19 protein-coding genes are annotated in these 23,651 nt (G+C 64.5%); 13 read left to right on the top strand and 6 right to left on the bottom strand.

The window, feature by feature from the left end; all coding sequences use genetic code 11:
• Positions 1 to 3 precede the first annotated feature (3 nt).
• The gene (locus JQ603_RS07865; protein ID WP_212337880.1) at positions 4 to 1,461 is read left to right on the top strand and encodes an NAD-dependent succinate-semialdehyde dehydrogenase; all 1,458 of its coding nucleotides are present in this window, start codon (positions 4 to 6) and stop codon (positions 1,459 to 1,461) included.
• Positions 1,462 to 1,539: 78 nt separating this feature from the next.
• Here the strand turns inward: JQ603_RS07865 and JQ603_RS07860 are convergent, their stop codons facing one another.
• Positions 1,540 to 2,814: an NAD(P)/FAD-dependent oxidoreductase gene (locus tag JQ603_RS07860; RefSeq protein WP_212337879.1), complete on the bottom strand. Its 1,275-nt coding sequence runs from the start codon at positions 2,812 to 2,814 to the stop codon at positions 1,540 to 1,542.
• Between the two features lie 16 nt (positions 2,815 to 2,830).
• A complete protein-coding gene (locus tag JQ603_RS07855) occupies positions 2,831 to 3,499 on the bottom strand; it encodes a haloacid dehalogenase type II (protein WP_212337878.1) in 669 nt (222 codons plus the stop codon).
• Between the two features lie 174 nt (positions 3,500 to 3,673).
• On the opposite strand from JQ603_RS07855, the gene JQ603_RS07850 reads away from it, so the two are divergent.
• The 6 genes from JQ603_RS07850 to JQ603_RS07825 all read left to right on the top strand — a co-directional run bounded on the left by JQ603_RS07850 (position 3,674) and on the right by JQ603_RS07825 (position 11,330).
• Positions 3,674 to 4,516 carry a GNAT family N-acetyltransferase gene (locus JQ603_RS07850; protein WP_212337876.1) on the top strand — a complete coding sequence of 281 codons (843 nt, stop codon included), beginning with the start codon at positions 3,674 to 3,676 and terminating at the stop codon, positions 4,514 to 4,516.
• A 12-nt stretch (positions 4,517 to 4,528) separates the two neighbouring features.
• On the top strand, positions 4,529 to 5,905 hold the full coding sequence (locus JQ603_RS07845; protein WP_212337875.1) for an aspartate aminotransferase family protein: 1,377 nt from the start codon (positions 4,529 to 4,531) through the stop codon (positions 5,903 to 5,905).
• A 274-nt stretch (positions 5,906 to 6,179) separates the two neighbouring features.
• Positions 6,180 to 7,784 carry an ABC transporter substrate-binding protein gene (locus tag JQ603_RS07840; RefSeq protein ID WP_212337873.1) on the top strand — a complete coding sequence of 535 codons (1,605 nt, stop codon included), beginning with the start codon at positions 6,180 to 6,182 and terminating at the stop codon, positions 7,782 to 7,784.
• Positions 7,785 to 7,870: 86 nt separating this feature from the next.
• Entirely contained in the window at positions 7,871 to 8,821 is a 951-nt protein-coding gene (locus JQ603_RS07835; RefSeq protein ID WP_212337871.1) for an ABC transporter permease, read from the top strand.
• Positions 8,818 to 9,672 carry an ABC transporter permease gene (locus JQ603_RS07830; protein ID WP_212337869.1) on the top strand — a complete coding sequence of 285 codons (855 nt, stop codon included), beginning with the start codon at positions 8,818 to 8,820 and terminating at the stop codon, positions 9,670 to 9,672. Before JQ603_RS07835 ends, JQ603_RS07830 begins: the two co-directional genes overlap by 4 nt.
• Positions 9,669 to 11,330, top strand: a complete 1,662-nt coding sequence (locus tag JQ603_RS07825; protein WP_212337867.1) for an ABC transporter ATP-binding protein — start codon at positions 9,669 to 9,671, stop codon at positions 11,328 to 11,330. The genes JQ603_RS07830 and JQ603_RS07825 overlap by 4 nt, the downstream gene beginning before the upstream one ends.
• Before the next feature lie 13 nt (positions 11,331 to 11,343).
• On the opposite strand, the gene JQ603_RS07820 is transcribed toward JQ603_RS07825, so the two are convergent.
• Entirely contained in the window at positions 11,344 to 11,820 is a 477-nt protein-coding gene (locus JQ603_RS07820) for an Lrp/AsnC family transcriptional regulator (RefSeq protein ID WP_211405921.1), read from the bottom strand.
• Between the two features lie 235 nt (positions 11,821 to 12,055).
• Between JQ603_RS07820 and JQ603_RS07815 the strand changes: the two genes are divergently transcribed.
• Positions 12,056 to 13,381: an NAD(P)/FAD-dependent oxidoreductase gene (locus tag JQ603_RS07815; protein ID WP_212337865.1), complete on the top strand. Its 1,326-nt coding sequence runs from the start codon at positions 12,056 to 12,058 to the stop codon at positions 13,379 to 13,381.
• Positions 13,382 to 13,428: 47 nt separating this feature from the next.
• Here the strand turns inward: JQ603_RS07815 and JQ603_RS07810 are convergent, their stop codons facing one another.
• Complete coding sequence (locus JQ603_RS07810; protein ID WP_212337864.1) at positions 13,429 to 14,163, bottom strand: IclR family transcriptional regulator; 735 nt, start codon at positions 14,161 to 14,163, stop codon at positions 13,429 to 13,431.
• Positions 14,164 to 14,421: 258 nt separating this feature from the next.
• Between JQ603_RS07810 and JQ603_RS07805 the strand changes: the two genes are divergently transcribed.
• From JQ603_RS07805 to JQ603_RS07785, 5 genes are all read left to right on the top strand, one after another.
• Complete coding sequence (locus tag JQ603_RS07805) at positions 14,422 to 15,768, top strand: MFS transporter (RefSeq protein WP_212337862.1); 1,347 nt, start codon at positions 14,422 to 14,424, stop codon at positions 15,766 to 15,768.
• Positions 15,769 to 15,787: 19 nt separating this feature from the next.
• A complete protein-coding gene (locus JQ603_RS07800) occupies positions 15,788 to 17,119 on the top strand; it encodes an NAD(P)/FAD-dependent oxidoreductase (protein ID WP_245003411.1) in 1,332 nt (443 codons plus the stop codon).
• Between the two features lie 56 nt (positions 17,120 to 17,175).
• Positions 17,176 to 19,227: a hydantoinase/oxoprolinase family protein gene (locus JQ603_RS07795; RefSeq protein WP_212337858.1), complete on the top strand. Its 2,052-nt coding sequence runs from the start codon at positions 17,176 to 17,178 to the stop codon at positions 19,225 to 19,227.
• Between the two features lie 13 nt (positions 19,228 to 19,240).
• Positions 19,241 to 21,250, top strand: a complete 2,010-nt coding sequence (locus tag JQ603_RS07790; RefSeq protein WP_212337856.1) for a hydantoinase B/oxoprolinase family protein — start codon at positions 19,241 to 19,243, stop codon at positions 21,248 to 21,250.
• A gap of 61 nt (positions 21,251 to 21,311) precedes the next feature.
• Positions 21,312 to 22,055 carry an ABC transporter substrate-binding protein gene (locus JQ603_RS07785; RefSeq protein ID WP_245003410.1) on the top strand — a complete coding sequence of 248 codons (744 nt, stop codon included), beginning with the start codon at positions 21,312 to 21,314 and terminating at the stop codon, positions 22,053 to 22,055.
• A gap of 110 nt (positions 22,056 to 22,165) precedes the next feature.
• Here JQ603_RS07785 and JQ603_RS07780 read toward each other — a convergent pair whose 3' ends face one another.
• Complete coding sequence (locus JQ603_RS07780) at positions 22,166 to 22,801, bottom strand: response regulator (RefSeq protein WP_212338259.1); 636 nt, start codon at positions 22,799 to 22,801, stop codon at positions 22,166 to 22,168.
• Between the two features lie 167 nt (positions 22,802 to 22,968).
• Positions 22,969 to 23,598 carry a response regulator transcription factor gene (locus JQ603_RS07775; RefSeq protein WP_212337854.1) on the bottom strand — a complete coding sequence of 210 codons (630 nt, stop codon included), beginning with the start codon at positions 23,596 to 23,598 and terminating at the stop codon, positions 22,969 to 22,971.
• Positions 23,599 to 23,651: the final 53 nt, after the last annotated feature.

The raw sequence follows: 23,651 nt of genomic DNA, 5'->3' as shown, positions 1-23,651 counted from the left end.
CAGATGCAGAACCTGAGTGACCAGCAGCTCTTCCGCCAGCAGGGCTTGATCGGCGGCCAATGGCAAGCCGCGCTTTCGGGCGCGACGATCGACGTGATCGACCCGGCGACGCAAGCCGTGCTGGGGACCGTGCCGGATATGGGACGGGACGACACACGCGCCGCCATTGCTGCTGCCGCGAAGGCCTACACCGCCTGGCGCGCGAAAACCAATGCCGAGCGCGCCGCGCTTCTGGAAGCCTGGCATGGTCTCATGATCGCGCATCTCGACGATCTCGCGCGCATCCTGACGCTCGAGCAGGGCAAGCCGCTGGAGGAGTCCAAGGGCGAGATTCGCTACGGCGCCTCCTTCGTCAAATGGTTCGCGGAGGAAGCCCGGCGGATCGGCGGCACCACGATCCCCTCGCCCACGCCGGACCGGCGCATCGTCGTTCTCAAGGAACCGGTGGGCGTGTGTGCGATCATCACGCCCTGGAATTTCCCGAACGCGATGATCACCCGCAAGGTGGCACCGGCACTCGCGGCGGGATGCACCGTCGTGATCAAGCCATCGGACTTCACGCCCTATTCGGCGCTGGCTCTCGGCGTGCTGGCCGAGCGCGCCGGCATTCCCGCCGGTGTCATCAACATCGTCACCGGCCTGCCGATGGAGATCGGCGCCGAGATCATGGCCAACGAGACGGTGCGCAAGATCTCGTTCACCGGCTCGACCCGCGTCGGCTCCCTGCTCATGCGCGGTGCTGCCGAGAGCGTCAAGCGCGTGAGCCTCGAGCTCGGCGGAAATGCGCCCTTCATCGTCTTCGACGACGCCGATCTCGACCTCGCTGTCGACGGTGCAATCATGTCGAAGTTCCGTAACGGCGGCCAGACCTGCGTCTGCGCCAACAGGATCCTCGTGCAGTCGGGCGTCTATGACGCCTTCGCGGCCAAGCTCGTCGCCCGCGTCAACTCAATGAAGGTGGGATCGGGCCTCGAGCCGGGCGTGGCGATCGGGCCGATGATCAACGAAGCGGCGATCAGCAAGATCAACCGCCATGTCGCCGATGCGCTGTCCAAGGGCGCCCGTATTGCCGCGCAACCGGCGAGCCTGCCCAGGGGTCCGCAATTCACTGCGCCGATCGTCCTGACCGGGGCCACCACCGACATGGTGCTGGCGCATGAGGAGACATTTGGTCCCGTTGCGCCTCTCTTCCGCTTCGAGACCGACGAGGAGGCGATCACCATCGCCAATGCGACGCCCTTCGGCCTCGCCGCCTATTTCTATACGCGAGACCTGAAGCGGTCCTGGCGCGTTGCGGAGGCGCTCGAAGCCGGAATGGTCGGCCTCAACACGGGCATGGTGTCGACCGAGGTGGCGCCGTTCGGGGGTGTGAAGCAATCCGGCCTGGGGCGCGAAGGCGCGCAGATCGGAATCGAGGAATACCTCGAGATGAAGGCCTTCCACATCGGCGGATTGGGCTAGGCCGCAATGGAGAGGGCGCGGGTGCGCGCCCTCTCGCGCATCTGATTGACGGCCCGCGACGGGGCCCAGTGTCCGACGCTACTGAACGCGATCCAGCATCTTGTAGTACATCCCCACCAGCGGCAGGAACCACGGCTTGCCGAAATGACCGGGCACCGCAGGCCAGTCGAGACCTTTCATGGGATTTCGGTCTTCGCGTCCGAGCATCGCATCGGCGATGATCATGCCGAGATGGGTCGACAGTTGCGCGCCGTGACCGGCATAGCCCATCGCATACCACAACCCGTCCTGATAGCCGGCGCGCGGGAAACGGTCGCTGGTCATGTCGACCAGCCCGCCCCAGCAATAGTCGATCTCGATGCCGGCGAGCTGCGGGAAGAGTCGCGTGAGACCGTCGACGAGAATGGCGCCGCTCTTGCCGTCGGAACGCTGGTCCGACGTCGCCGAGAAACGCGCCCGTCCGCCGAAGATCAGACGATTGTCGGGTGCCAGGCGGAAATAGTTACCGACGTTCATCGAGGTGACGCAAGTGCGATTGCCGGGCATGGTGGCCGCGATTTCGGTTGCATCCAGCGGCCGTGTCGCAATGATGAAGCTGCCGACGGCGACGAGGCGTCGCCGGAAGTAGCCGAAATTGGGCGTGGTGTAGGCGCCCGTCGCCAGCAGCACCTGATCGGCGGTGACGCTGCCGCGCGGCGTGGTCAGGCGATGGCGCGATCCTTCGCGCGCCTGCGCGGTGACCGGTGCCTGCTCGAAGACGATCGCGCCGCGGCGCTTGGCGGCCTCGGCCAGCCCGACGCCATAGCGTCCCATATGCATCATCGCGCTCTTCTTCGAGAGCATCGCGCCAAAGAAGGGTGAGCCGATCTCTGCGCCGAGATCCCGGGCGGACAGCAATGCGGTGTCCGGGTCAACCTCGCGATGGACCGCTTCGAAATTGCGCGCGATGGCGTCGAGATGCTTCGGCTTGGAGGCGAGCTTCAGCTTGCCGGCACGGCGAAAATCGCATGCGATACCCTCCTCCGCGATCAGCGCCTCGAGCGTGTCGATCGAGGAATCGAGCGCGTGGTAGAGCGCGACGGCTCGCTCCTTGCCCAATTCCGCCTTGGCGGCGAGATAGCTGTGGGCAAGACCATTGTTGAGATGCCCGCCATTCCGACCCGATGCGCCGCCGATCACCCGGTCCGCCTCGAGCACGACGACCTTCGTTCCCGCCTTGGCGAGCTGGCGCGCAGCTCCGAGGCCGGTGAAGCCACCGCCGATCACCGCAACATCATAATGTCCTTCGACGGGACCTTCGGCGCCGCCGGAAAAGCGCGGTGCGGTATCGTGCCAGTAGGAGACGTATTTCACCGCAGATCCCGCCGGCTCAAAGTCCGAACACACCGGGCAGGCCGCCGATGTCCTTGATCTCGACATAGCCATAATAGGGATTGGCGGGCTCGTGCCCCCGATTGACCCATACCTTGTTCTTGATGCCGAGGTCGTGCGCGGTCATCAGGTCGTAGCGGAAGGACGAGGAGCAGTGCACGACGTCCTCAGGCCCGCAACCCAGCGTATCGAACATGAATTCGAAGCCCTTCATGCGGGGCTTGTAGGATCGGGCCTGTTCGGCCGTGAGCGCAGCGTGAAACGGCGCCCCGAGCTTGGCAACGTTGGACGGCAGCTGCGCATTCATGGCGTTGGAGAGGATGACGAGCGGAATCTCCTTGGCGACCTTGGCGAGCCCGGCAGGAACGTCGGGATGCGGCCCCCAGCTCGGCACGCGGTCATAGACCATCTGCCCATGCTCGGACTTGAAGGCTACGCCGTTGCGCTTGCACGCACGCTCCAGCGCATTGTGGATCACGTCGGCATAGGGCTTCCAGTCGCCGAGAATCTCGTCGAGCCGATACGCCGCGAAATCCCGCACGAGCGCGGCCATTTGCGCTTCAGGAAGATGCGCGCGATAGATGTCCTGCGCCGCTTCCGCCATCTGGAAATTCGTCAGCGTGCCGTAGCAGTCGAAGGTCACGTATTTCGGGCGAAACTGGCTCATCATCCTATCCTGGTGCGCTCGCGCAATGTCAGGGCTGCAACAATAGAACGTCAACGCGGCATAAGATGCGGCTTTTGCGCCGGCTGCGGTGGAAGATATCGTTCCCGCCGGGCGCTTCAGACGATCTGCACGTCACCAAGATAAGAAACTGGTGCCGGACAGGAACACGAGTCGATGACCCAGAGCACCATATCGCTCACGGCCTTTCGCCCCGATCATCTCGAGGGCGCGTTACGTCTTTCGCGCCAAGCCGGATGGCCGCACCGCCGCGAGGACTGGCAACTGGCGCTCGATCTCAGCGCGGGGTTCGTCGCCCTGGATGCGGATGCTTCAACCGTCGTCGGAACGATCCTGATGACGCCCTACAAGCGGGATGTCGCGACCGTCAACATGGTCATCGTCGATGAAGCCGCCCGCGGCCGCGGATTGGGACGCCGGCTCATGGAAGCAATCATCGAGCAGGCAGGATTGCGCGCGCTGAGGCTGGTTGCGACCGGCGAGGGCCTGCCGCTCTATCAAAAGCTCGGCTTTCACCGGACCGGAACGATCATCCAACACCAGGGCATGGCATTGCCCGTCGCCGCGCCCGCCAATGTCCGGCCGGCCGAGTCACACGACATCTTCGGCATCCTCGAGCTCGACCGAACCGCGTTCGGTGCCGACCGCAGATGCCTGCTGCGCACGCTCGCGGAGGTCGGCCAACTCGCCGTGCTCGATCGTGGCCACGGGATCGCCGGATTTGCGGCGTCGCGCGCCTTCGGCAGAGGTGAAGTGATCGGACCCATCGTTGCAGCGAATGTCGATGACGGAAAGGCTCTGCTCAGCTTTTTCATGACCCGAAGCGAGGGACGTTTCGTTCGCGTCGATACTGCCGAAGCCTCGCAATTGAGCGCCTGGCTCTCCGAGCACGGGTTGGGCCAGGTGGGCGACGGCATCGCCATGCAGCGCCCCGTCGCGGTGGGGTCCAGTCCCTCCACATTCACCACATTCGCCCTCGCCAGCCAGGCCTTTGGATAAGCGGAGACTTTCTTGCTTAGCAATTCGCTCATCGAGCTCGACCGGGCTCACCTCATCCATCCGGTCGCATCCTATCGGGGTCACGAAGCGGCCGGCGTCAAGGTGCTGAAGTCGGCCAGGGGAGCGACCGTGACGGACGCTTCCGGACATCAGCTGATCGACGGCTTCGCCGGCCTCTGGTGCGTCAATGCCGGCTACGGGCACGAGAGCATCGTTGCGGCCGCTACCAGCCAGATGCGGGAGCTTCCCTACGCGACGGGCTATTTCAGCCTCGGCTCGGAGCCCGCGATCCGGCTTGCGGCCGAATTGGCACAGCGCGCGCCCGGCGATCTCAACCATGTCTATTTCACGCTCGGCGGCTCGGATGCCGTCGACAGCACGGTCCGCTTCGTCCGCTATTACTGGCACGCGCGGCGCGAGCCACAGCGCGAGCATTTCATCTCGGTCGAACAGGGTTATCACGGGTCTTCGACCGTCGGTGCCGGGCTGACGGCCCTGCCCGCCTTCCATGCCGGCTTCGGCGTGCCGCTCAGCTGGCAGCACAGGATCCCCTCGCACTATGTCTATCGCAATCCGGCCGGCGAGGACGACGACGCCATCATCGCAGCCTCGCTGGTCGCGCTCGACGCGAAGATCGAGGAGATCGGCGGCGCGCAACGCGTCGCTGCGTTCTATGCCGAACCGATCCAGGGCTCGGGCGGCGTGCTCGTACCACCGAAGGGCTGGATGAAGGCCATGCGCGCGCGGTGCAAGGCGCATGGCATCCTCTTCGTCGCGGACGAGGTCATCACCGGGTTCGGCAGAACCGGGCCGCTGTTCGCATGCAGCGAGGATGACATCATCCCCGACCTCATGACGGTCGCCAAGGGATTGACCTCGGGATACGTCCCAATGGGCGCGGTCTTCATGTCTGATCACGTCTACGACACGATCGCCGATGCGGCGGGCGCCAGCGCCGTCGGCCACGGTTACACCTATTCCGCGCATCCGGTCAGCGCCGCCGTCGCCCTGGAAGTGTTGCGCCTCTACGAAAACGGCCTGCTCGAGAACGGCGCGAAGGCGGGCGCACGTCTGATGGCGGGCCTACAATCGCTCAGGGATCATCCCCTGGTTGGAGACGTGCGCGGCCGCGGCATGCTGGCCGCCGTCGAACTCGTCACCGACAAGCAACGCAAGACGCCGCTTCCTGCCGCGGCCGAGCCAGCGAAACGCATCTTCGACCGCGCCTGGAAGAACGGCCTCGTCATCCGCGCTTTCCCAACAGGCGTGCTGGGTTACGCCCCGCCGCTCTGCTGCTCCGAGTCGGAGATCGACGCCATCATCGAGCGCACGGCGAGGACGCTCGACGATACGCTGGCTGATGCCGAAGTTCGCGCCGCACTGCGATAATAATAGGCATGCACAACGAGCCGGCTGCAAGCAGGTCCGAAACACTGGAAACAGAGACATCTTCGCAATTTTGTGCCGCCGCTCGCCGTTTTTTCGGCCAAAGCCGCGGAACTATCCTGCGAGACTTTGATCGCAGGAAAGAAGTGCAGTTCTGAGTGGAAACACGGCACCGTCGTTACGACGGACCGCGCCGGCATCCACCACAACGGCGCGGCAGAACAATCTGCCGCTCACCGCAACACGAGTCGTAGCCTTAATCAGCGAGGGGATTGACATGAGCGACACGACGAACTGGTCCTGTTCAGACGATGCCACGATCGAGAACGCCATTCGGCGCGGGGCTTCGCGCCGTGATCTTCTGAAGTTGATGCTCGCCAATGGCGTGGCCATGGCTGCAGCCGGCACGATCTTCGGCCGCGCGTCGGACGCGGTGGCGGCGACGCCTGTGAAAGGCGGCGCCCTGAAAGCCGCGGCCTGGTCCTCGTCGACCGCCGACACGCTGGATCCGGCCAAGGCCTCGCTCTCGACCGACTATGTTCGCTGCTGCTCCTTCTACAATCGCCTGACCTTCCTCGACCAGACCGGCGTGCCCCAGATGGAGCTCGCCGAATCGATCGAGAGCGGCGATGCCAAGACCTGGACAATCAAGCTCAAGAAGGGCGTCACCTTCCACAACGGCAAGGAGCTGAGCGCCGACGACGTCATCTTCTCGCTGAAGCGCCATCTGGACAAGGCGACCGGATCGAAGGTCGCTGCGATCGCGTCCCAGATGACCGACTTCAAGGCCGTAGACAAGACGACCGTCGAGGTCACGCTGGCGAGCCCCAACGCGGACCTGCCGACGATCCTGTCCATGCATCACTTCATGATCGTGGCCGACGGCACCACCGATTTCTCCTCGGGCAACGGCACCGGCGCGTTCAAGTGCAAGCAGTTCACCCCCGGCGAGCGCTCGATCGGCGTGCAGAATCCCAACTACTTCAAGGCCGGCCCGAACGTCGATTCATTCGAGTTCTTCGCGATCCCCGATGAAAACGCCCGGATCAATGCCCTGCTGTCCGGAGACATTCATCTCGGTGCCTCGATCAACCCGCGATCGGTCCGCCTCCTCGACGGTAAGGAAGGCTTTGCGCTGTCCACGACCACGTCGGGCACCTACACCGACCTGAACATCCGCATGGACATGGCGCCCGGCAACAACCGGGATTTCGTCGAGGGCATGAAATACGTGGTCAACCGCGAGCAGATCGTCAAATCGGCCCTGCGCGGCTTCGGTGTCGTCGGCAACGACCAACCCGTGTCACCCGCCAACACCTACCACAACGCGGCCCTCAAGCCGAAATCGTTCGACCCGGACAAGGCCAAATTCCATTTCCAGAAGGCCGGCGTCCTCGGCCAGACCATCGAGGTCATCACGTCAGAGGCACCCGGCTCGGCGATCGACATGGCCATGATCATCCAGGCCAGCGCCGCCCAGATCGGCATGAAGCTCGATATGAAGCGCGTGCCCTCCGACGGCTACTGGAGCAATTACTGGCTGAAGGCGCCGATCCATTTCGGCAACATCAACCCGCGTCCGACGCCCGACATCCTGTTCTCCCTGCTCTACAAGTCGGATGCGCCGTGGAACGAGAGCCGTTTCGTCTCGGAGAAATTCGACAAGATGCTGGTCGAGGCCCGCGGCTCGCTCGATCAGGCCAAGCGTCGCGAGATGTACAACGAGATGCAGGTCCTCGTGTCGGAGCAAGCCGGCACCATCATTCCGGCCTACATCTCCAACGTGGACGCCATCTCTGCCAAGCTGAAGGGATTGGAGCCAAATCCGCTCGGCGGCATGATGGGCTACGCCTTCGCCGAATACGTCTGGCTGACCGCCTGACCGGTGCAAGGCGAGGTCGCGGCTCGGGGCCCCGGGACCGGAACCCGAGCTGACCCAAACGAGCGGCGTGGCGTGGGAGGACGAATGTGAGAGGACAAGTTTCGTCGCTTGTGGTGAGGCGTCTTCTCATCGCCTTGATCACACTCGTGATCGTTTCCTTCGCCGTCTTCTTTGCCACGACGCTCCTGCCGGGCGATACGGCCACGATTCTGCTCGGGCAGTCCGCGACACCTGAAGCCGTCGAGGGGCTGCGCAAGGCCATGCATCTCGACGATCCCGCGATCATCCGCTTCCTGAGATGGATCGCCGGCCTGTTCCAGGGCGATTTCGGCAAGTCCTACGCGAACAACGTCCCGGTCGCCACGCTGATCAGCGGACGGTTCGTCAACACGATGAAGCTTGCAGGATTGACCGCTGCGATCGCCGTGCCGCTCGCGCTGACCCTCGGCATCACCGCTGCGATGTGGCGCGGCACGCTGTACGACCGCATCGTGACCGTCGGGACCATCGGCATCATCTCGGTGCCGGAGTTCATGATCGCAACGCTGGCGGTGCTGCTCTTCGCGGTTTACCTCAAATGGCTGCCGGCCCTGTCCCTCACCAACGAGGTCAAGTCGCTCCATGATCTGGTACGGATCTACGCGATGCCCGTCATGACGCTCACATTCGGCGTTTCGGCGCAAATGATCCGCATGACCCGCGCCGCCGTCGTCGAAACGTTGAATACGCCCTATGTCGAGATGGCACTGCTCAAGGGCGCCTCGCGCCCCCGGCTCGTGCTGCGACACGCACTGCCGAATGCGCTCGGTCCGATCATCAATGCGGTCGCGCTCTCGCTGTCGTACCTGCTCGGCGGCGTCATCATCGTGGAGACCATCTTCAATTATCCCGGCGTCGCAAAGCTGATGGTCGATGCCGTTTCGACCCGTGACCTGCCGCTGATCCAGACCTGCGCGATGATCTTCTGCCTCGGCTATTTGGCGCTGATCACGGCCGCCGACATCATCGCCGTCCTGTCCAATCCGAGGCTCCGATGACGAATCCGACCTCGTCAGGCCGGCTCAGCATGCGATTGGGCTATCGCTTCAATCTCGTGGGCATGTCGGCCCTTGGCATCATCCTCCTCTGGGCCGGCATCGCCCTGTTCGCTCCACAGATCATTCCGCATTCCGTGGGCGAGATCGTCGATACCGACTATTTTGGCCCGATGAGCCGGGAGCTCTGGTTCGGCTCCGACTATCTCGGCCGCGATATCTTCTCGCGCATCCTGATGGGCGCGCGTTATACGCTCGGCATCTCGCTTGCAGCCGTCTCCATTGCCTGCTTCAGCGGCGTCGCGCTCGGCATGACTGCGGCAGTCGCCGGAGGGTGGTTCGACAGCATGCTGAGCCGGTTTCTCGATGCGCTCAACTCTATACCCAGCAAGCTGTTCGGCCTCGTCGTGGTCGCCGCGGTCGGCTCGTCGATCCCGGCACTCATTGCGACGCTCTCGGTGATCTACACGCCCGGCGCCTATCGCTTCGCGCGCGCTCTCGCCGTCAACGTCAATACGATGGACTTCATGGTGGTCGCCCGTATCAGGGGCGAACGCCTGCCCTATCTCATCGCCTCAGAGATTCTACCAAACATTCTCGGCCCCGTGCTCGCCGATCTCGGCCTGCGCTTCGTCTTCATCGTGCTGCTGCTCTCCGGCCTGTCCTTTCTCGGGCTCGGCGTGCAACCGCCCTACGCGGACTGGGGCGCACTGGTTCGCGAGAACATCGGCGGGCTGCCCTTTGGCGCGCCGGCGGTGATCTTCCCCTCGCTCGCGATCGCAAGTCTCACCATCAGCGTCAACCTTCTGATCGATAACCTGCCGAGCAGGATCCGCGACCGGAGCGCCGAATGACGGGAAACCTCGTCGAAATCCGCAATCTGAGGGTTGAGGCAACGACCGACGCCGGCCGGCGGGTCGAGATCATCAAAGGCGTCAGCCTCGACATTGCCGAAGGCGAGATCGTCGCCCTCATCGGCGAGAGCGGCTCGGGCAAGACCACGATCGCCATGACGCTGATGGGCTACGCCCGGCAGGGCTGCGCGATCACCGGCGGCGAGGTACGGGTGGGCGGCGTCGACATGGTGAAGCTTTCGGAAGCGGAACGCGCCGGCATCCGCGGGACGAGCGTCGCCTATGTGCCGCAGAGCGCTGCCGCCGCCTTCAACCCTGCGCTCACCATCATGGATCAGGTCATCGAGGTGGCGCGCATCCACAGGCTCATGTCGGCCGCCGAAGCGCAGGCGAAAGCCCTCTTGCTGTTCAAGGCCCTGTCGCTGCCGGAGCCCGAAACGATCGGCAACCGCTACCCGCACCAGGTCTCGGGCGGTCAGTTGCAGCGTCTCGCCGCCGCGATGGCCCTAATCGGCCAGCCGAAGGTGGTCATCTTCGACGAGCCCACCACGGCGCTCGATGTCACGACGCAGGTGGAGGTGCTGCGGGCGTTCAAGTCCGTCACGGCGCAGCACAACATCGCCGGCGTCTACGTCTCGCACGATCTGGCCGTGGTCGCCCAGATCGCCGACAGGATCGTCGTGCTCAAGGACGGTACGGTCCAGGAAGTGGGGACGACCAACGATATCCTCGAGGAGGCCCGGCATCCCTACACCAGGGAGTTGCTGGCCGCGTTCAGGCCGAAGACCCAGCAGCGGCAGCCTGACGGCGAGGGCGTGACGAAGCGCCCGTTGCTCGAGGTCGACAATCTCACGGTCGGCTACGGGCCTCGCTCGCGCGATGGACAGCCGCTGATCAATGCCGTGCAGGCGGTCAGCCTCAAGCTGGATCAGGGGCGGAATCTCGGCATCATAGGCGAGTCCGGCTGCGGCAAGTCAACGCTTGCCCGGGCGATTGCCGGTATCCTGCCGGCTCATGCGGGCGACATCGTCTTCAACGGGCGCGAATTGGGAAAGGCCGGCCGCAACCGCACCCGCAACGAGCTCCGCCAGATCCAGATCGTGTTCCAGCACGCGGACACCGCACTCAACCCGGCAAAGTCGGTGGAAGATATCCTGAGGCGTCCCCTCACTTTCTATCATGGCATGAGGAGCAAGGCCCGCGACGCGCGGGTCAGCGAGCTGCTCGATCTGGTCCGCCTCCCCAAATCCGTGCGGCATCGATTGCCGGGAGAACTTTCGGGCGGCCAAAAGCAGCGGGTGAATTTTGCCCGGGCGCTCGCGGCCGAGCCGATGCTCATCCTGTGCGACGAGATCACGTCGGCCCTCGATACGGTCGTGGCGGCCGCGGTGGTCGAGTTGCTGAAGGAGTTGCAACGCGAGCTCGGCATCTCCTACATTTTCATCAGCCATGACCTGTCGGTGGTCGAGGCGATCTGCGACGAGATCATCGTGATGTATCGCGGTCAGAAGGTCGAACAGATCGCGTCGACCCGCCTGGCTGCACCGGAGCACCCTTATACGCGGCTACTGTTCTCTTCGGTGCCCAAGCTCGATACCGGCTGGCTCGACAATCTGGAACAGGACGCCGAACAGGTGCGGGCCTATTGCCATCCGTAGGCGCAGCCGGCAATCAAGCCGGAAACAGGCTGGTCAGCGGCATCTGCGAACGGACGATGGGCGACTTGAGGACGACGAAGCTGAAATACTTGTCGATGCCGATATCCATGTCCGTCAACCGCTCCATGATGGTCTGGTACTCGCCGATGCTGGCGGTGACGAATTTCAGCATGTAGTCGTACCCTCCCGAGACCAGATGGCATTCAATCAGCTGGTCGACTTTGTCGACGGCCGACAGGAAACGAGCGAAGTCGATCTGCCGATGGTTCTTCAAGGTCACTTCGGTGAACACCGTCAGCGTCTGTCCCAGCTTGCGCACGTTGATCTGGGCGGAATACCCCTCGATGTAGCCCTCGGCCTGCAGTCTCTTCACGCGCATGAGACACGGGCTGGGCGACAGATTCACCAGCTCGGCAAGTTCGACATTGGTGATGCGACCGTTCTTCTGGAGTTCGTGGAGGATCTTGATGTCGATCCGGTCCAGCTTCATGGGTGACTCTCCATTGAGCACGCGCCGGGAGGCGCAGCAGAAAATTGGGCACAACGAGCCAGAAGCTCACTTATCCTGCATCCATTGTCCACCACAGACATCATACCGCTCTGCTAGAACACAGTTTTGCAGCCGCCCGAGGATGCAGCATAAAGTGCTGAGCTTCCATCGAATCCGGCGCCGCGCGGGGCGATCCGCGGCTTACGATGCGCCCAGCGAAATCTAGGAAGCCAGGATGCCCGCACCACTCAGCCACATCGAGACCTCGCCGGAGCTCCCCCGCAGCGCCGACGTGGTGGTCATCGGAGGCGGCATCATCGGGGTGTTCGCGGCTTACTATCTCACCCTGCGAGGGCTCGGCGTCGCACTCGTGGAGAAGGGGCGGATCGGAGCCGAGCAGTCCAGCCGCAACTGGGGCTGGTGCCGGCAACAGAATCGCGATGCCCGCGAGTTGCCGATGGCCACGAAGAGCCTGGACCTGTGGGAAAAGTTCGGCACTGAAAGCGGCGAGAGCACCGGCTTCTCCCGCTGCGGCCTTCTGTATCTCAGCAACGACGAGGTCGAGCTCGAGGGCTGGGCGCGCTGGCGCGACTTCGCTCGGACGGTCGGCGTTACCACGCACATGCTCGATGCAGCCGCAGCAACGCAGCGCGGCGCGGCGACGGGACGCGCCTGGAAGGGTGGCGTCTTCTCGCCGACCGACGGCATCGCCGATCCCGCCAGGGCTGCGCCCGCGGTGGCGCGGGCGATGCTCAGGCGCGGGGGCACCGTGCATCAGATGTGCGCGGCACGCGGACTGGAGACCGAGGGCGGCCGCGTGAGCGCGGTCGTGACGGAGCGCGGCACGATTCGCACGCGTGTGGCTATATTGGCGGGCGGCGCGTGGTCCTCGTCCTTCTGCCATCAGGCCGGCATCCGACTTCCGCTCGCCTCGATCCGCGCGTCCATCCTGTCGGTGTCGCAAGGCGCGAAAGGCCTGCCGGACGCGCTCCACACCTCCGCCGTTTCGGTGACGAGGCGTGGCGATGGCGGATACACGCTCGCCATCAGTGGCCGCGGCCGCGTCGATCCGACTGCGCAGCAGCTGCGCTTCTCCCCGCAATTCCTGCCGATGTTTCGGCGGCGCTGGCGCAGCCTGCTTCCGGGCGGCCTCGAAGGCATCAAGTCCGGACATGAAACGCTCCAGCGTTGGCGCGTGAGCGAGCCGACACCGATGGAGCGCATGCGCATTCTGGATCCCACGCCCGATCAGAACACGATCGCGCTCACGCATCGGCGCGCGCTCGAGCTGTTGCCTGCCCTGAAGGACACCAAGATCACCGCCGCGTGGGGCGGCTACATCGACTCGACGCCAGATGGCGTGCCGGCCATCGGAGAGACGTCCGGCCTGCCTGGGCTGATATTGGCCGCAGGCTTCAGCGGCCACGGCTTCGGTATCGGTCCCGGAGCCGGGCATCTCATCGCGGATCTCGTGACCGGCGCCGCGCCGATCGTCGATCCCCAACCCTATCGACCAGATCGCTTTGCCGGACTTGCTGTCGGAAAAGTCTCTGACTTCTAGGGATCGCAACCGAGCGGCGCGTTGCTGCGGGGACATGCAACGCAGGCTCAGCCGATACTGATCTTGCGCGCCGTCGCATTGACCATGTCGCCCCAGACCTTCTCGTTCTGCTCGACGTAGCGGGAAGCCGGCATGGAGATGCAGAGGCCGCCGACCGGCCGGCCCTGCGAATCGAGAATGGCGGCGCCGATGGCGCAGACGGCCGGACGATAGCAGCGAAGATTCAGCGAATAGCCGCGCTTGCGCACACGTTCGAGCTCCGCGTGCAATGCCTCGGGGTCCGTGATCGTGTTCTCGGTATAGCGCTTCAGACCGCGCTGGATGATGGCTTCGATTTCCTCCGGCAAGAGGTGCGCCATCACAGCCGTGCCGATGGCGGTCGCATGAATGGGCGATCGATCGCCAATCGGACTGAAGGTCCTCACACTCTGGGTACAATCCGCGCGATCGATCAGAAGCATCACATCGAGCCCATCCAGGATCGACAGATGCACGGTCTCGTTCACCTGGTCGCGCAATTCCTGCATCGGCTTGCGAGCCACGGCGTACAGCTGTCCAGCCTGGAGCTCGGGCACCTGAAGGTGGAGCACGCGATGGCCGATCTGCCAGCGGGTCGCCTCGCCGCCGACCGGGCGCAGCCAGCCTGTCGTCGCGAATGTCTGCAGAATGCGCTGCGTGGTGGATTTGGGCAGATCGAGGCGGCGCGCAAGCTCGCTCACGCCGACCGGCTGCATCTCCGCGACGGCCTCCAGAACTTCCAGGCTCTTCAACAGACTCTTCATCACCCTGACCGCGATTTCTGCGGAGCTGTCCAGCCGCGTTCGCCATCCCGCGGGAATGGCCCCGAGCGCGGCCCATAGCACAGAGCCGGCTTTCCTCGACAGCGCTTGCCATCCCTCCAGGTCCTTGCTAGCTTCATAAATGGAACGACGTTCCGTATTGTGGCACAGCTGCTCGGCCGGGGCAAGACGTGCATGCGGCGCTCGTCCTCGACGGTCCGCGCAAGCGGACGGGTCCAACAAACAAAAGGAGTACTGGCCTTGACCCGAGACGGAGCGACTGCCCCCGGCCCAATCACCCGCCGCCTTCAGCTGAAGGCGATTTCCGGCGCCGTGGCCGGAAATCTCATCGACTTCCTGGATTTCGCGATTTTCGGCCTGCTGGCGAAGGTGATCTCCACGACATTCTTCCCGCCCGGCGATCCGACCGTGGCCTTGCTGCAGACAATGATGATCTATGCGTCGAGCTTCCTGATCCGGCCGCTTGGCGGGATCGTCATGGGGCGCGTAGGTGATCGCCTGGGACGCCGCTCTGCTCTTTTCATCTCGGTAAGCGGCATGTGCGTCGTGACCGCTCTCACGGCATTCCTGCCGAGCTACGCCGTGGCCGGCAGCTTTGCGACCGCGGGTCTCGTGTTCTGCCGACTAGCGCAGGGCTTCTTCGCCGGTGGCGAGTACACGGCCGCGACCGCCTATATCGTCGAACAGGGAAGCAGCCAGCACCGGGCGCTGCGCGCCTCTTTCTCTCCTGCTGCCGCCTATTCCGGCACCGCAATCGCAGTCGGCATCTTCACGCTCGTCTCGGCCGTCATCGGCGCGGAGAGCATGGCCAGTTGGGGCTGGCGCCTGATGTTCGGGCTTGGCGTGCCGCTTGGGCTGCTGGGTCTCTGGATCCGCACCCAGATCGATGAATCGCCGGAATTTCTGGCGATCGAGGAAGAGCGCCGTCGTCTTCGCAGAGAAGCGCCGCCGCTCTCGGCCGTGGTCCGCAGCCAGTGGCGGCGCATGCTGTTCTTCATCAGCATTCTCATGAGCCACACACTGTCGAACTATCTCGTGCTCGGCTTCCTTGCGACCTATCTCACCAACTTCGTGAAGATCAACGAGACGCATGCATCCCTGGCGATCTTCATTGCGCAGCTGGTGCTGATGGCGAGCACCATCTTCTATGGCTGGGTCAACGACACCGTAGGGCGGCGGCCAACCCTGCTGGCCGGCTGCGTGCTCGTGATCCCCGCGATGTTCCTTTCCTTCTATGTCGCAGGCTTCGCCACGCCGGCGAGCGCGATTGCCGCCGCCGTCATTCCGGTGCTGGTCTATCCGCTGATCACCAGCGGCATGACGATCGGGCTCGTCGACATGTTCCCGCGCGAGATGCGCGTGACCGCGAGCGGCATCGCCTACAACACGGGCACCGCGCTGTTCGGCGGGACTGCACCTCTGGTCGCGTCATTTCTCATCGAGCGGACCGGAACGCCCTACGCCGTTCCCTGCTATGTCGCAGTGATCGCGAGCATCTCCTTCATCAGCGTCCTTCTCTACTACGACCAGAGACGCTCCGCGCCCTATGTCGTCCCGGCCGCGGCCGTTGCCGATCCTGTGTCGTAAGCGCGGGAAAGATGCAACGATGACAGCTCGGTCCTCCATCTTCGCTTCGGACTTTTCCGAGACTCCCTATTGGTGGGACGACTGGCGTCCGAACGACGCCGGCGACGGCGGCGTGCCGCGCGAGGCCGATGTCGCAATCATCGGTGCCGGCTATGCAGGCATCTCCTGCGCCCTCGAACTCGCCGCTCACGGCACCGAGGTCGTCGTGCTCGAGGCCGAGCTACCCGGCATCGGCGCCAGCACGCTGAGCGGCGGCCAGGTCACCGGCGGCGTGAATGTCGGCAAGAGCATGTCCAAACGCGTCAGTGCGGCGGCCGCGGCCGCCGGCAAGGCCACCGTGGAGGACAGGCTACGCGAGGCCGCAGCCGGCTATCGCTTCCTCGAGACATTGATCGCACGACACGGCATCGACTGCGACTACCGCCGTGCGGGCCGCATCGCCGCCGCATGGACGGCCGCGCAGGTCCGCACCTGGGAAGGACGGATCGCCAGGCTCAACGCGCATACCGACAGCGACGTGCGAATGCTGGAGCGCAGTGAACTGCGCAGCGAGCTCGCGAGCGACGTCTATGTCGGCGGCGCATTGATCAACGGCGCGGGACATCTGCATCCCGCAAAGTTCTTTGGCGGGCTGCTCGCAGCCTCCCTCGCTGCCGGCGCGAAGCTAGCCTGCCATGCGCCCGTCACGTCGATCGAGCGCGCCGGCGCCGGCTACCGGATCGTGACCGGCCGCGGCGAGATTCGCGCAAGACGCGTCGTCATCGCGACCAACGGGTACACGGGCGCGGCCACGCCCTGGCTCAAGCGGCGTCTCGTCCCGGTCACCTCGCATCAGATCGCGACCGAGATCCTGCCCGCAGAGCTGCACACGTCGCTCATCCCCAGGGATCGCGGCGTGGCCGAAGCGAACCGGGTGACGGCCTACTACCGCTATTCGCCCGACGGACAGCGCTTCCTGTTCGGCGGTCGCGCGCGCTTCTATCCGCTCGACCGCAAGGCGAGCGCAAGGATCCTGTTCGCACAGATGACGGAACGCTTCCCGCAACTGCGCGATGTGAAGGTGAGCCATAGCTGGGGCGGCAAGGTCGCGGTGACGCTGGATGCCCTGCCTCATCTCGGGCGCGATCCGCAAGGCTGCTACTACGCCGCCGGCTGCAACGGCAGCGGCGTCACCACGATGACCTGGCTCGGCCATCGGCTCGCGCGCCATCTGCTGGGCGAACACGACCTGGCGCTCGACGCCTTCGGCACGCCGCTGCCATCCCATCCGCTCTACCACGGCCAGACGTGGTTCATGCCGATTCTCGGCAGTTATTTCCAGCTGCGCGATCACATGGAGAAGCGCCGCTGAAGCCTTGCCCGACCGCGGGCATGGTTCGACACGACTTTAAAGGAGAGACCTGAACTATGGGTTTGAGAATAGGCGTCGATATCGGCGGCTCTTTCACCGATTTCGCGGTGCTCGATGAGCGCAATGGCACCGTACGCAGCCTCAAGGTGTTCTCGCGCCCGGACGCGCCGGGCCGCGAGGTCGCCGACGGCATGCGCATGCTCGGCGAGCGCTACGGGATTGATCCCGCCGAGGTCGTGCATTTCACTCATGGCACCACGGTCGGCGTCAACGCGGTGGTGCAACGCAAAGGCATCCGCCTCGGGCTGATCACCAACCGCTATTTCGAGGATGTCCTGGTGCTGGCGCGTCTCAAGACGCCCGACATGTACCATCTGATGTCGGCGCGGCCGGAGCCGCTCGTGCCGCGCTATCGCACCTTCGGCATCGACGGACGGCTGGACGCCGAGGGCAAGGAGCTCGAGCCCATCGATGCGGCAAGCGTGCGCGAAGCGGTGGCCGGGCTGAAGCGGACCGGCTGCGAGGGCGTGGTGATCTCACTGCTGCACGCCTACCGCAATCCCGAGCACGAACGACAGGTGCGCGCGATCATCGCCGAGACAGCGCCGGAGCTCTTCGTCTCCTGTGCGAGCGAAGTGTGGCCGATCATCCGCGAATACGAGCGGACCAACACGGCAGTGATCGGCGGCTATGTGCAGCCAGTGGTCTCGAACTACCTGACGTCCTTGCAGGCAGCATTGCGCAGCTCCGGCGTGACCGCGGATCTCAAGGTCACCAAATCGAATGGCGGCGTGATGAGCGCCGAGCGCGGCAAGACGGACTGCGTCCAGATCGTGCTTTCAGGCACGGCATCCGGCGTGATCGGCGCCGCCTGGGTCGCGCAGCTTTGCGAGTTGAAGAACGTCATGAGCCTCGATATCGGCGGAACCACCGCAGACGTCGCGCTGATCGTCGGAGGCGAGCCGCAATACGCGACCGGCGAATATATCGGCGACCATCAGATCCACATCCCGTCCGTCTCCGTGACCTCGATCGGCGACGGCGGCGGTTCGATCGCGCGCGTGGATCCGTTCGGCGTGCTCAAGGTGGGACCGGAGAGCGCAGGCTCGACCCCGGGCCCAGTCTGCTACGGGCGCGGCGGACGCGAGCCAACCATCACCGATGCCTTCGCCGCGATCGGCGTGCTCGGCCAGACGGCGCTCGGCTACGATTCGGTCAGGCTCGACGTCGCCTCCGCGCGCGAAGCGATCGCTCCACTCGCGGCACGGCTCGGCGAATCGATGGAAGCCGTCGCCGAGGCGATCATCAATGTGTCAATCTCGGGTATGTATTCGGGGATCAGCCGGCTGATCTCGCGTTTCGGGATCGATCCCAGGGAGTTCGCGCTGATGGCCTTCGGCGGCGCGGGTCCGATGCTCGCCTGTCATCTCGCCCGTGCGCTCAATATGGAACGGATCACCGTGCCCCTGACGCCTGGTGTGCTGAGCGCGCTCGGCGGCCTGATCGCCGACACGCGCAACGATTTCGTCGCGGTCGCTTGGTGCACACTCGGAGACGACGATTGGGAATCGCTCGAGCGCACGCGGCTGACACTCGAGCAGGAAGCGCTCGATTGGGTGCACGCCGAGGTCGGCGCCGGACCGGTACCGGAACTGACTTACACCGCCGAGATGCGCTACCAGGGCCAGTCCTTCGAGATCGAAACCGCATTCGATGCGGAGGCCATGCGCACGAAGGATATCGCCGCCCTTCGCGAGGCCTTCCATCAGGCCCACGAGCGTCTCTATCGCTACCGCGACGAGAAAGCCGTCATCCAGGTGGTGGCGTTGCGCGTCGTGGCCAAGGTCCGCACGCCGCGTCCTGCGATCACCGCCATTCCGGACTCGACTGGGCCAGCGAAGCCCGCCGCGACCGTACCTTGCTGGATGGACGGCGCCATGCAGCGGATGCCGCTCTATCGGCGCGAGACGCTGCGCGCCGGCGACCGCTTCGCGGGTCCCGCGATCATCGCGCAGGACGACACCACCACCTGCGTGCTCCCCGACTTCGAGGTGAACGTCGACCGCTGGGGCAATCTTCACATCATCAATCTCGCCGCGAAGGCCTAAAGGATTTTGAATCATGCCACTCAGTGGTTCCGCTCTTCAGATCTTCGCCAATTACTGTGTGGCCGCCGCGGAGAGCATGGCCTACACGCTAATCCGCACGGCACATTCGACCTTCGTGAAGGAGACCGAGGATTTCTCCTGCGCGCTGATCACGCCGGAAGGACTGGCCTTCGCGTCCCCGAAGACGCTGGGGGCGACGTGGTACATCGGCCTCGACTACGGTCCAGTGCTGGGGTTGATCAAGGAGTATCGCCCCGGCGACATCTGCATGACCAACGACGCCTACAGCGGCAGCGTGGCGACGCATACGCCCGATATCCTGATGTGGAAGCCGGTGTTCTACCGCGACGAGATCGTCTGCTATGTCGGCGGCCACATCCACAACACCGACATGGGCGGCGCGGTCCCCGCATCGCTATCGCGCAGGCTGACCGAGATCCAGCAGGAAGGCATCCGCTTTCCGCCATGCAGGATCGTCGACCAGGGCGAGCTCGACGAAGGCCTGCTCGACATCATGACCATGAACGTGCGCGCGCCGTCGCAAAATCGCGGCGACCTGCAGGCGCAGATTGCCATGCTGGTGAACGGCGAGAAGCGCGTGCTGGAGATCATCGAACGCTTCGGCATCGACGACTTCAAGGCCGGCATGTACCAGGTGATGGATTACGCCGAGAAGCAGGCCGAGGCCGTCCTGAAGACGATCCCCGACGGCGAGTACTTCTTCGCCGAATATGCCGACGAGGACAGCGAGGGCGGCAAGCCGATGCGCGTGGCGCTGACGCTGACGATCGACAACGGCCGGGCCGTCATGGACTATACCGGCAGCGATCCGCAGCTCGCCTCTTCGCTGAACATGCCGACCGGCGGCATGCCGCGCCATGCGCTCGCGCTGGTCGGATTCCATTACGTTCTCTACACGCTGAACAGCGATATCCTGCTCAATTCCGGGCTCGACCGCGTGGTTCGCTGCATCCTGCCGGAAGGCACCGTCGTCAATGCGACGGCGCCGGCGGCCGTCGGCATGCGCAGCCTGACCTGCAAGATCACGCACATGCTAACCTTCGGCGTGTTCTCCCGCGCGATACCCGAGCGCCTGCCCGCCTGCTCGGCCGGCGGCATGGCGATCGTCACGGTGAAGACGATGGACCAGGCCGGGCGCGGCGTCATGGCTTCGCTCGGGCCGGTCGGCGGCGGCGCGGGCGGCATGGCGAACGGTGACGGCAGCGACGGCTCGGGCGCCAACAACGCCTTCCTGCGCAACACGCCGGTCGAGATCAACGAGCTGGAAGTGCCGATCCGCATGCGGCGCTATTGCCTCGCGCCGGACTCCGGTGGCGCCGGAGCCTATCGCGGCGGCCTCGGCCTCACCATGGAGTTCGAGGTATTCACGCCGGGCACCACCGTCACCGCACGCAATCGCGACCGCACCTATTTCGCCTCCTGGGGCGTGCTGGGTGGCGGCGCCGGCGCCAACGCGATCTTCACCAGGAATCCCGACGGGCCGGATACCGAAGCGCTCGGCAATACCGACGTGGTGCCCTGCAAGCCCGGCGACCGGATCCGCCTCGTGGGTGCCGGTGCCGGAGGATTTGGCGACCCGCTCCTGCGTGAGCCACGCCGTGTGCTGGTCGATGTTCTCTCGGGCTACGTCTCGGTCGAAGCCGCGCGCCGGCAATACGGCGTCGTCATCGAGGGCAACCGCGTCGATGAGGACGCAACGCGTAGGCTACGCGAGGAGATGCAGAAGGCGCGGCCGGAGCAAAAGGACGTGTTCGATTTCGGGATCTATCGCACCGCCTTCGAGGCCCACTGGACCGAGGCCCGCTATCGCGAGCTCACCGACATCCTGGCGCGGCTGCCGGTGGCATGGCGGTTCTTCGTCAAACATCAGCTGTTCGAGGCACTCGACGCGCGGCTCAAAGCCGGCAGACACGAAGAGCATGCCGGGCTGGTGCGAGAGCTCTTCGAACAATTGGCGGCGCGCTATCCCACGCTTCGCACGGAGCGCCAGGCGGCCGGCTAGATGGAATCACACCCCACCGACCGAAGGAACCCCAATGATTTCTCGCCGACTTCTTCTTTCAATGATGGCAGCTGCACCCGCAGCATCGCTGAACGGCATCGGCAAGGCCGAAACCTTGATGCAAGTCGGTTCGACGCCCACCGGCGTGCCTTTCACGTTCCTGGACACCGCATCGGGGACCATCCAGGGCATGATGGTCGACCTCATTCATGCCGTCGGCGACGATCTGAATTTCAAGGTCCAGATCCAGCCGATGGGATTCTCGTCGCTCATCCCGGCATTGACCTCGGGCAAGATCGAGATCATTTCGGCGGCGATGTCGGCTTCTCCGGAGCGAGCCAAGGTCGTGGACTTCACCGACCAGGTCTACGCCTACGGCGAGGGCGCGATCGTTCCGAGCCAGGACAAGGCCGCGTATCCCTCCATTCAAGCCATGCAGGGCTATCGCGTCGGGGCGCAGGTCGGCACCCGCTATCTCGATCTCTTGCAAAAGAGCGGCGTCTTTTCCGAGGTGCGCTCCTACGAGACGATCGCCGACATCATCACCGATGTTGCTGCCGGCCGCCTGCAAGCGGGCTTTGGCGACGGACCGATCCTGGGTTACCAGTTCAGCCATGCCAGCTATCCCAAGGTGCGGCTCGTGGGCGAGTACAAGCCCTTCGTCGTCGGTCCGGTCAATATCGGCGTTCGCAAGGGACAGGAAGCACTGGTGACCCGGATGAACGCCACCATAGCCAAATTCAAATCGGATGGAACGCTCGCCAAGATCCTGGCGAAGTGGAATCTCCCGGCATCAGCGAGTTAGACACCGGACGGGGCATCTTCGCCATTGCGCCGAACGTGTCATGAGCAAGTTCGGGGATAAGGTCATCATCCGCACCGAAGCGGCATCTGGCGCGGCGCATCAGCATCCGTTCAGGGCGAGACCAGCTTCTTGCGGACGGCATAGCGCACCAGCTCGGCGGTGGACGACATTCTGAGCTTGCGCATGGCCGAGGCGCGATGGGTCTCGACGGTCTTCACGCTCAGATTCAGGATCGCGCTGATCGACCTATTGGTATTCCCTTCCGCGATCAGCTGGACCACGCTCTGCTCGCGAGATGTCAGCAGCATGTCGGCGCGGTGCTGCTTGTTCGCCTGGTAATCATGAAGCAGCTTTTCCAGGAGGACGCTGGTGAAGTAGGGCCTGCCGTCGAGCAAGGCTTCGATAGCGGAAATCAGGTGCTTGCGGGCGTCGGACTTGAAGAGGAAGCCGCGGATGCCGGCCAGGATGGCCTCCGTCAGGAGTTCCTCGCTTTCGTGCATGGTCAGGATCAGCACCTCGGTTCGCACGTGCAGCGTCCTGAGGCGACGGCTGACCTCCAGGCCGTTCATGATCGGCATGGAGTAATCGACAATCACGACGTCCGGTCGGGTTTCGAGCGCCAGCGCGACGGCCTGCTCGCCATTGGTGGCCTCCCCGCTCACGATCCAGTCGGAACGCGTTCCAACGATCGCGCGAAGGCCGGAACGTACGATTTCATGATCATCCGCAATCAAGATGCGTTTCACGACATCGTTCCCGTTTGCCGGCTCCTGTCCGACCGGGCGGACAACGGCAGTGACCGGCCGCAAGGTCAAACGATCATACGGCGCCCTGCGGCAAGCGTTATCCAACAAAACCCTGAGATGTCCCGGCGAAGGTACTGACGCCAGGGTCGGCTCGCGGACGTCACCGTTCAGGCCTCGACCAGCCCGGTCCGGACCGCGTATCGGACGAGGCCCGCCGTCGAATTCACCTCAAGCTTGCGCATCGCGGCGGCCCGATGCGCCTCGGTTGTCTTGACGCTGAGATTGAGGATCGCGCTGATCCCCTTGTTGCTGTAGCCTTCCGCGACAAGCTTGACCACGAGCTGCTCGCGCGCCGTCAGCTCGTAATGCCGCTCGCCGTTGCCGCCCGCCCCGCGGTCGAATTCCGTCACGCAGCTCGTGGTGCAGAACGTCCGGTGCAACAGCAACGCCTCGACCGCCGCAAGCAGCAGCTTGTTGGCGTCCGACTTCACCAGGAACGCACGCGCGCCGGCCTCGAATGCCTGCTGCGCGATCAGGCCAGAATTGTGCACGGTGAAGATCAGGACCTCGGTCTGCAGCGGATAGTCCTTGATCCGCCGCGCCGCCTCCACGCCGGTCATCCGGGGCATCGAGAAATCGAGGATAGCGACGTGGGGCTGGCTCTCGATCGCCGCAGCGACCGCCTTGCCGCCATCAGTAACCTCTGCCACCACTTCCCAATCCGCTCGCTGTTCGAGCACCGCTCGCAAGCCGGACCGCACCGCTTCGTGATCGTCGGCTATCAGAATTCGTTTCATGGCAGCACGCTCCAAATCCTTCACGGCGGTCCGGCCGCCCTTCCGGCCTGCCG

This window comes from Bradyrhizobium liaoningense (assembly GCF_018130825.1).
In the GTDB taxonomy this organism is placed as follows: Bacteria; Pseudomonadota; Alphaproteobacteria; order Rhizobiales; family Xanthobacteraceae; genus Bradyrhizobium; species Bradyrhizobium liaoningense_B.
The sequence above is the reverse complement of the archived record's forward strand: the minus strand, read 5'-3'. Positions and strand labels throughout refer to the sequence as shown.

Bases quoted from the DNA above. Each gene is read 5' to 3' on its own strand.
- JQ603_RS07865 (WP_212337880.1), top strand. From the start codon at position 4: ATGCAGAACCTGAGTGACCAGCAGCTCTTCCGCCAGCAGGGCTTGATC.
- JQ603_RS07855 (WP_212337878.1), bottom strand. From the start codon at position 3,499: ATGAGCCAGTTTCGCCCGAAATACGTGACCTTCGACTGCTACGGCACG.
- JQ603_RS07850 (WP_212337876.1), top strand. From the start codon at position 3,674: ATGACCCAGAGCACCATATCGCTCACGGCCTTTCGCCCCGATCATCTC.
- JQ603_RS07840 (WP_212337873.1), top strand. From the start codon at position 6,180: ATGAGCGACACGACGAACTGGTCCTGTTCAGACGATGCCACGATCGAG.
- JQ603_RS07830 (WP_212337869.1), top strand. From the start codon at position 8,818: ATGACGAATCCGACCTCGTCAGGCCGGCTCAGCATGCGATTGGGCTAT.
- JQ603_RS07825 (WP_212337867.1), top strand. From the start codon at position 9,669: ATGACGGGAAACCTCGTCGAAATCCGCAATCTGAGGGTTGAGGCAACG.
- JQ603_RS07820 (WP_211405921.1), bottom strand. From the start codon at position 11,820: ATGAAGCTGGACCGGATCGACATCAAGATCCTCCACGAACTCCAGAAG.
- JQ603_RS07815 (WP_212337865.1), top strand. From the start codon at position 12,056: ATGCCCGCACCACTCAGCCACATCGAGACCTCGCCGGAGCTCCCCCGC.
- JQ603_RS07810 (WP_212337864.1), bottom strand. From the start codon at position 14,163: ATGAAGAGTCTGTTGAAGAGCCTGGAAGTTCTGGAGGCCGTCGCGGAG.
- JQ603_RS07800 (WP_245003411.1), top strand. From the start codon at position 15,788: ATGACAGCTCGGTCCTCCATCTTCGCTTCGGACTTTTCCGAGACTCCC.
- JQ603_RS07795 (WP_212337858.1), top strand. From the start codon at position 17,176: ATGGGTTTGAGAATAGGCGTCGATATCGGCGGCTCTTTCACCGATTTC.
- JQ603_RS07790 (WP_212337856.1), top strand. From the start codon at position 19,241: ATGCCACTCAGTGGTTCCGCTCTTCAGATCTTCGCCAATTACTGTGTG.
- JQ603_RS07785 (WP_245003410.1), top strand. From the start codon at position 21,312: ATGATGGCAGCTGCACCCGCAGCATCGCTGAACGGCATCGGCAAGGCC.
- JQ603_RS07775 (WP_212337854.1), bottom strand. From the start codon at position 23,598: ATGAAACGAATTCTGATAGCCGACGATCACGAAGCGGTGCGGTCCGGC.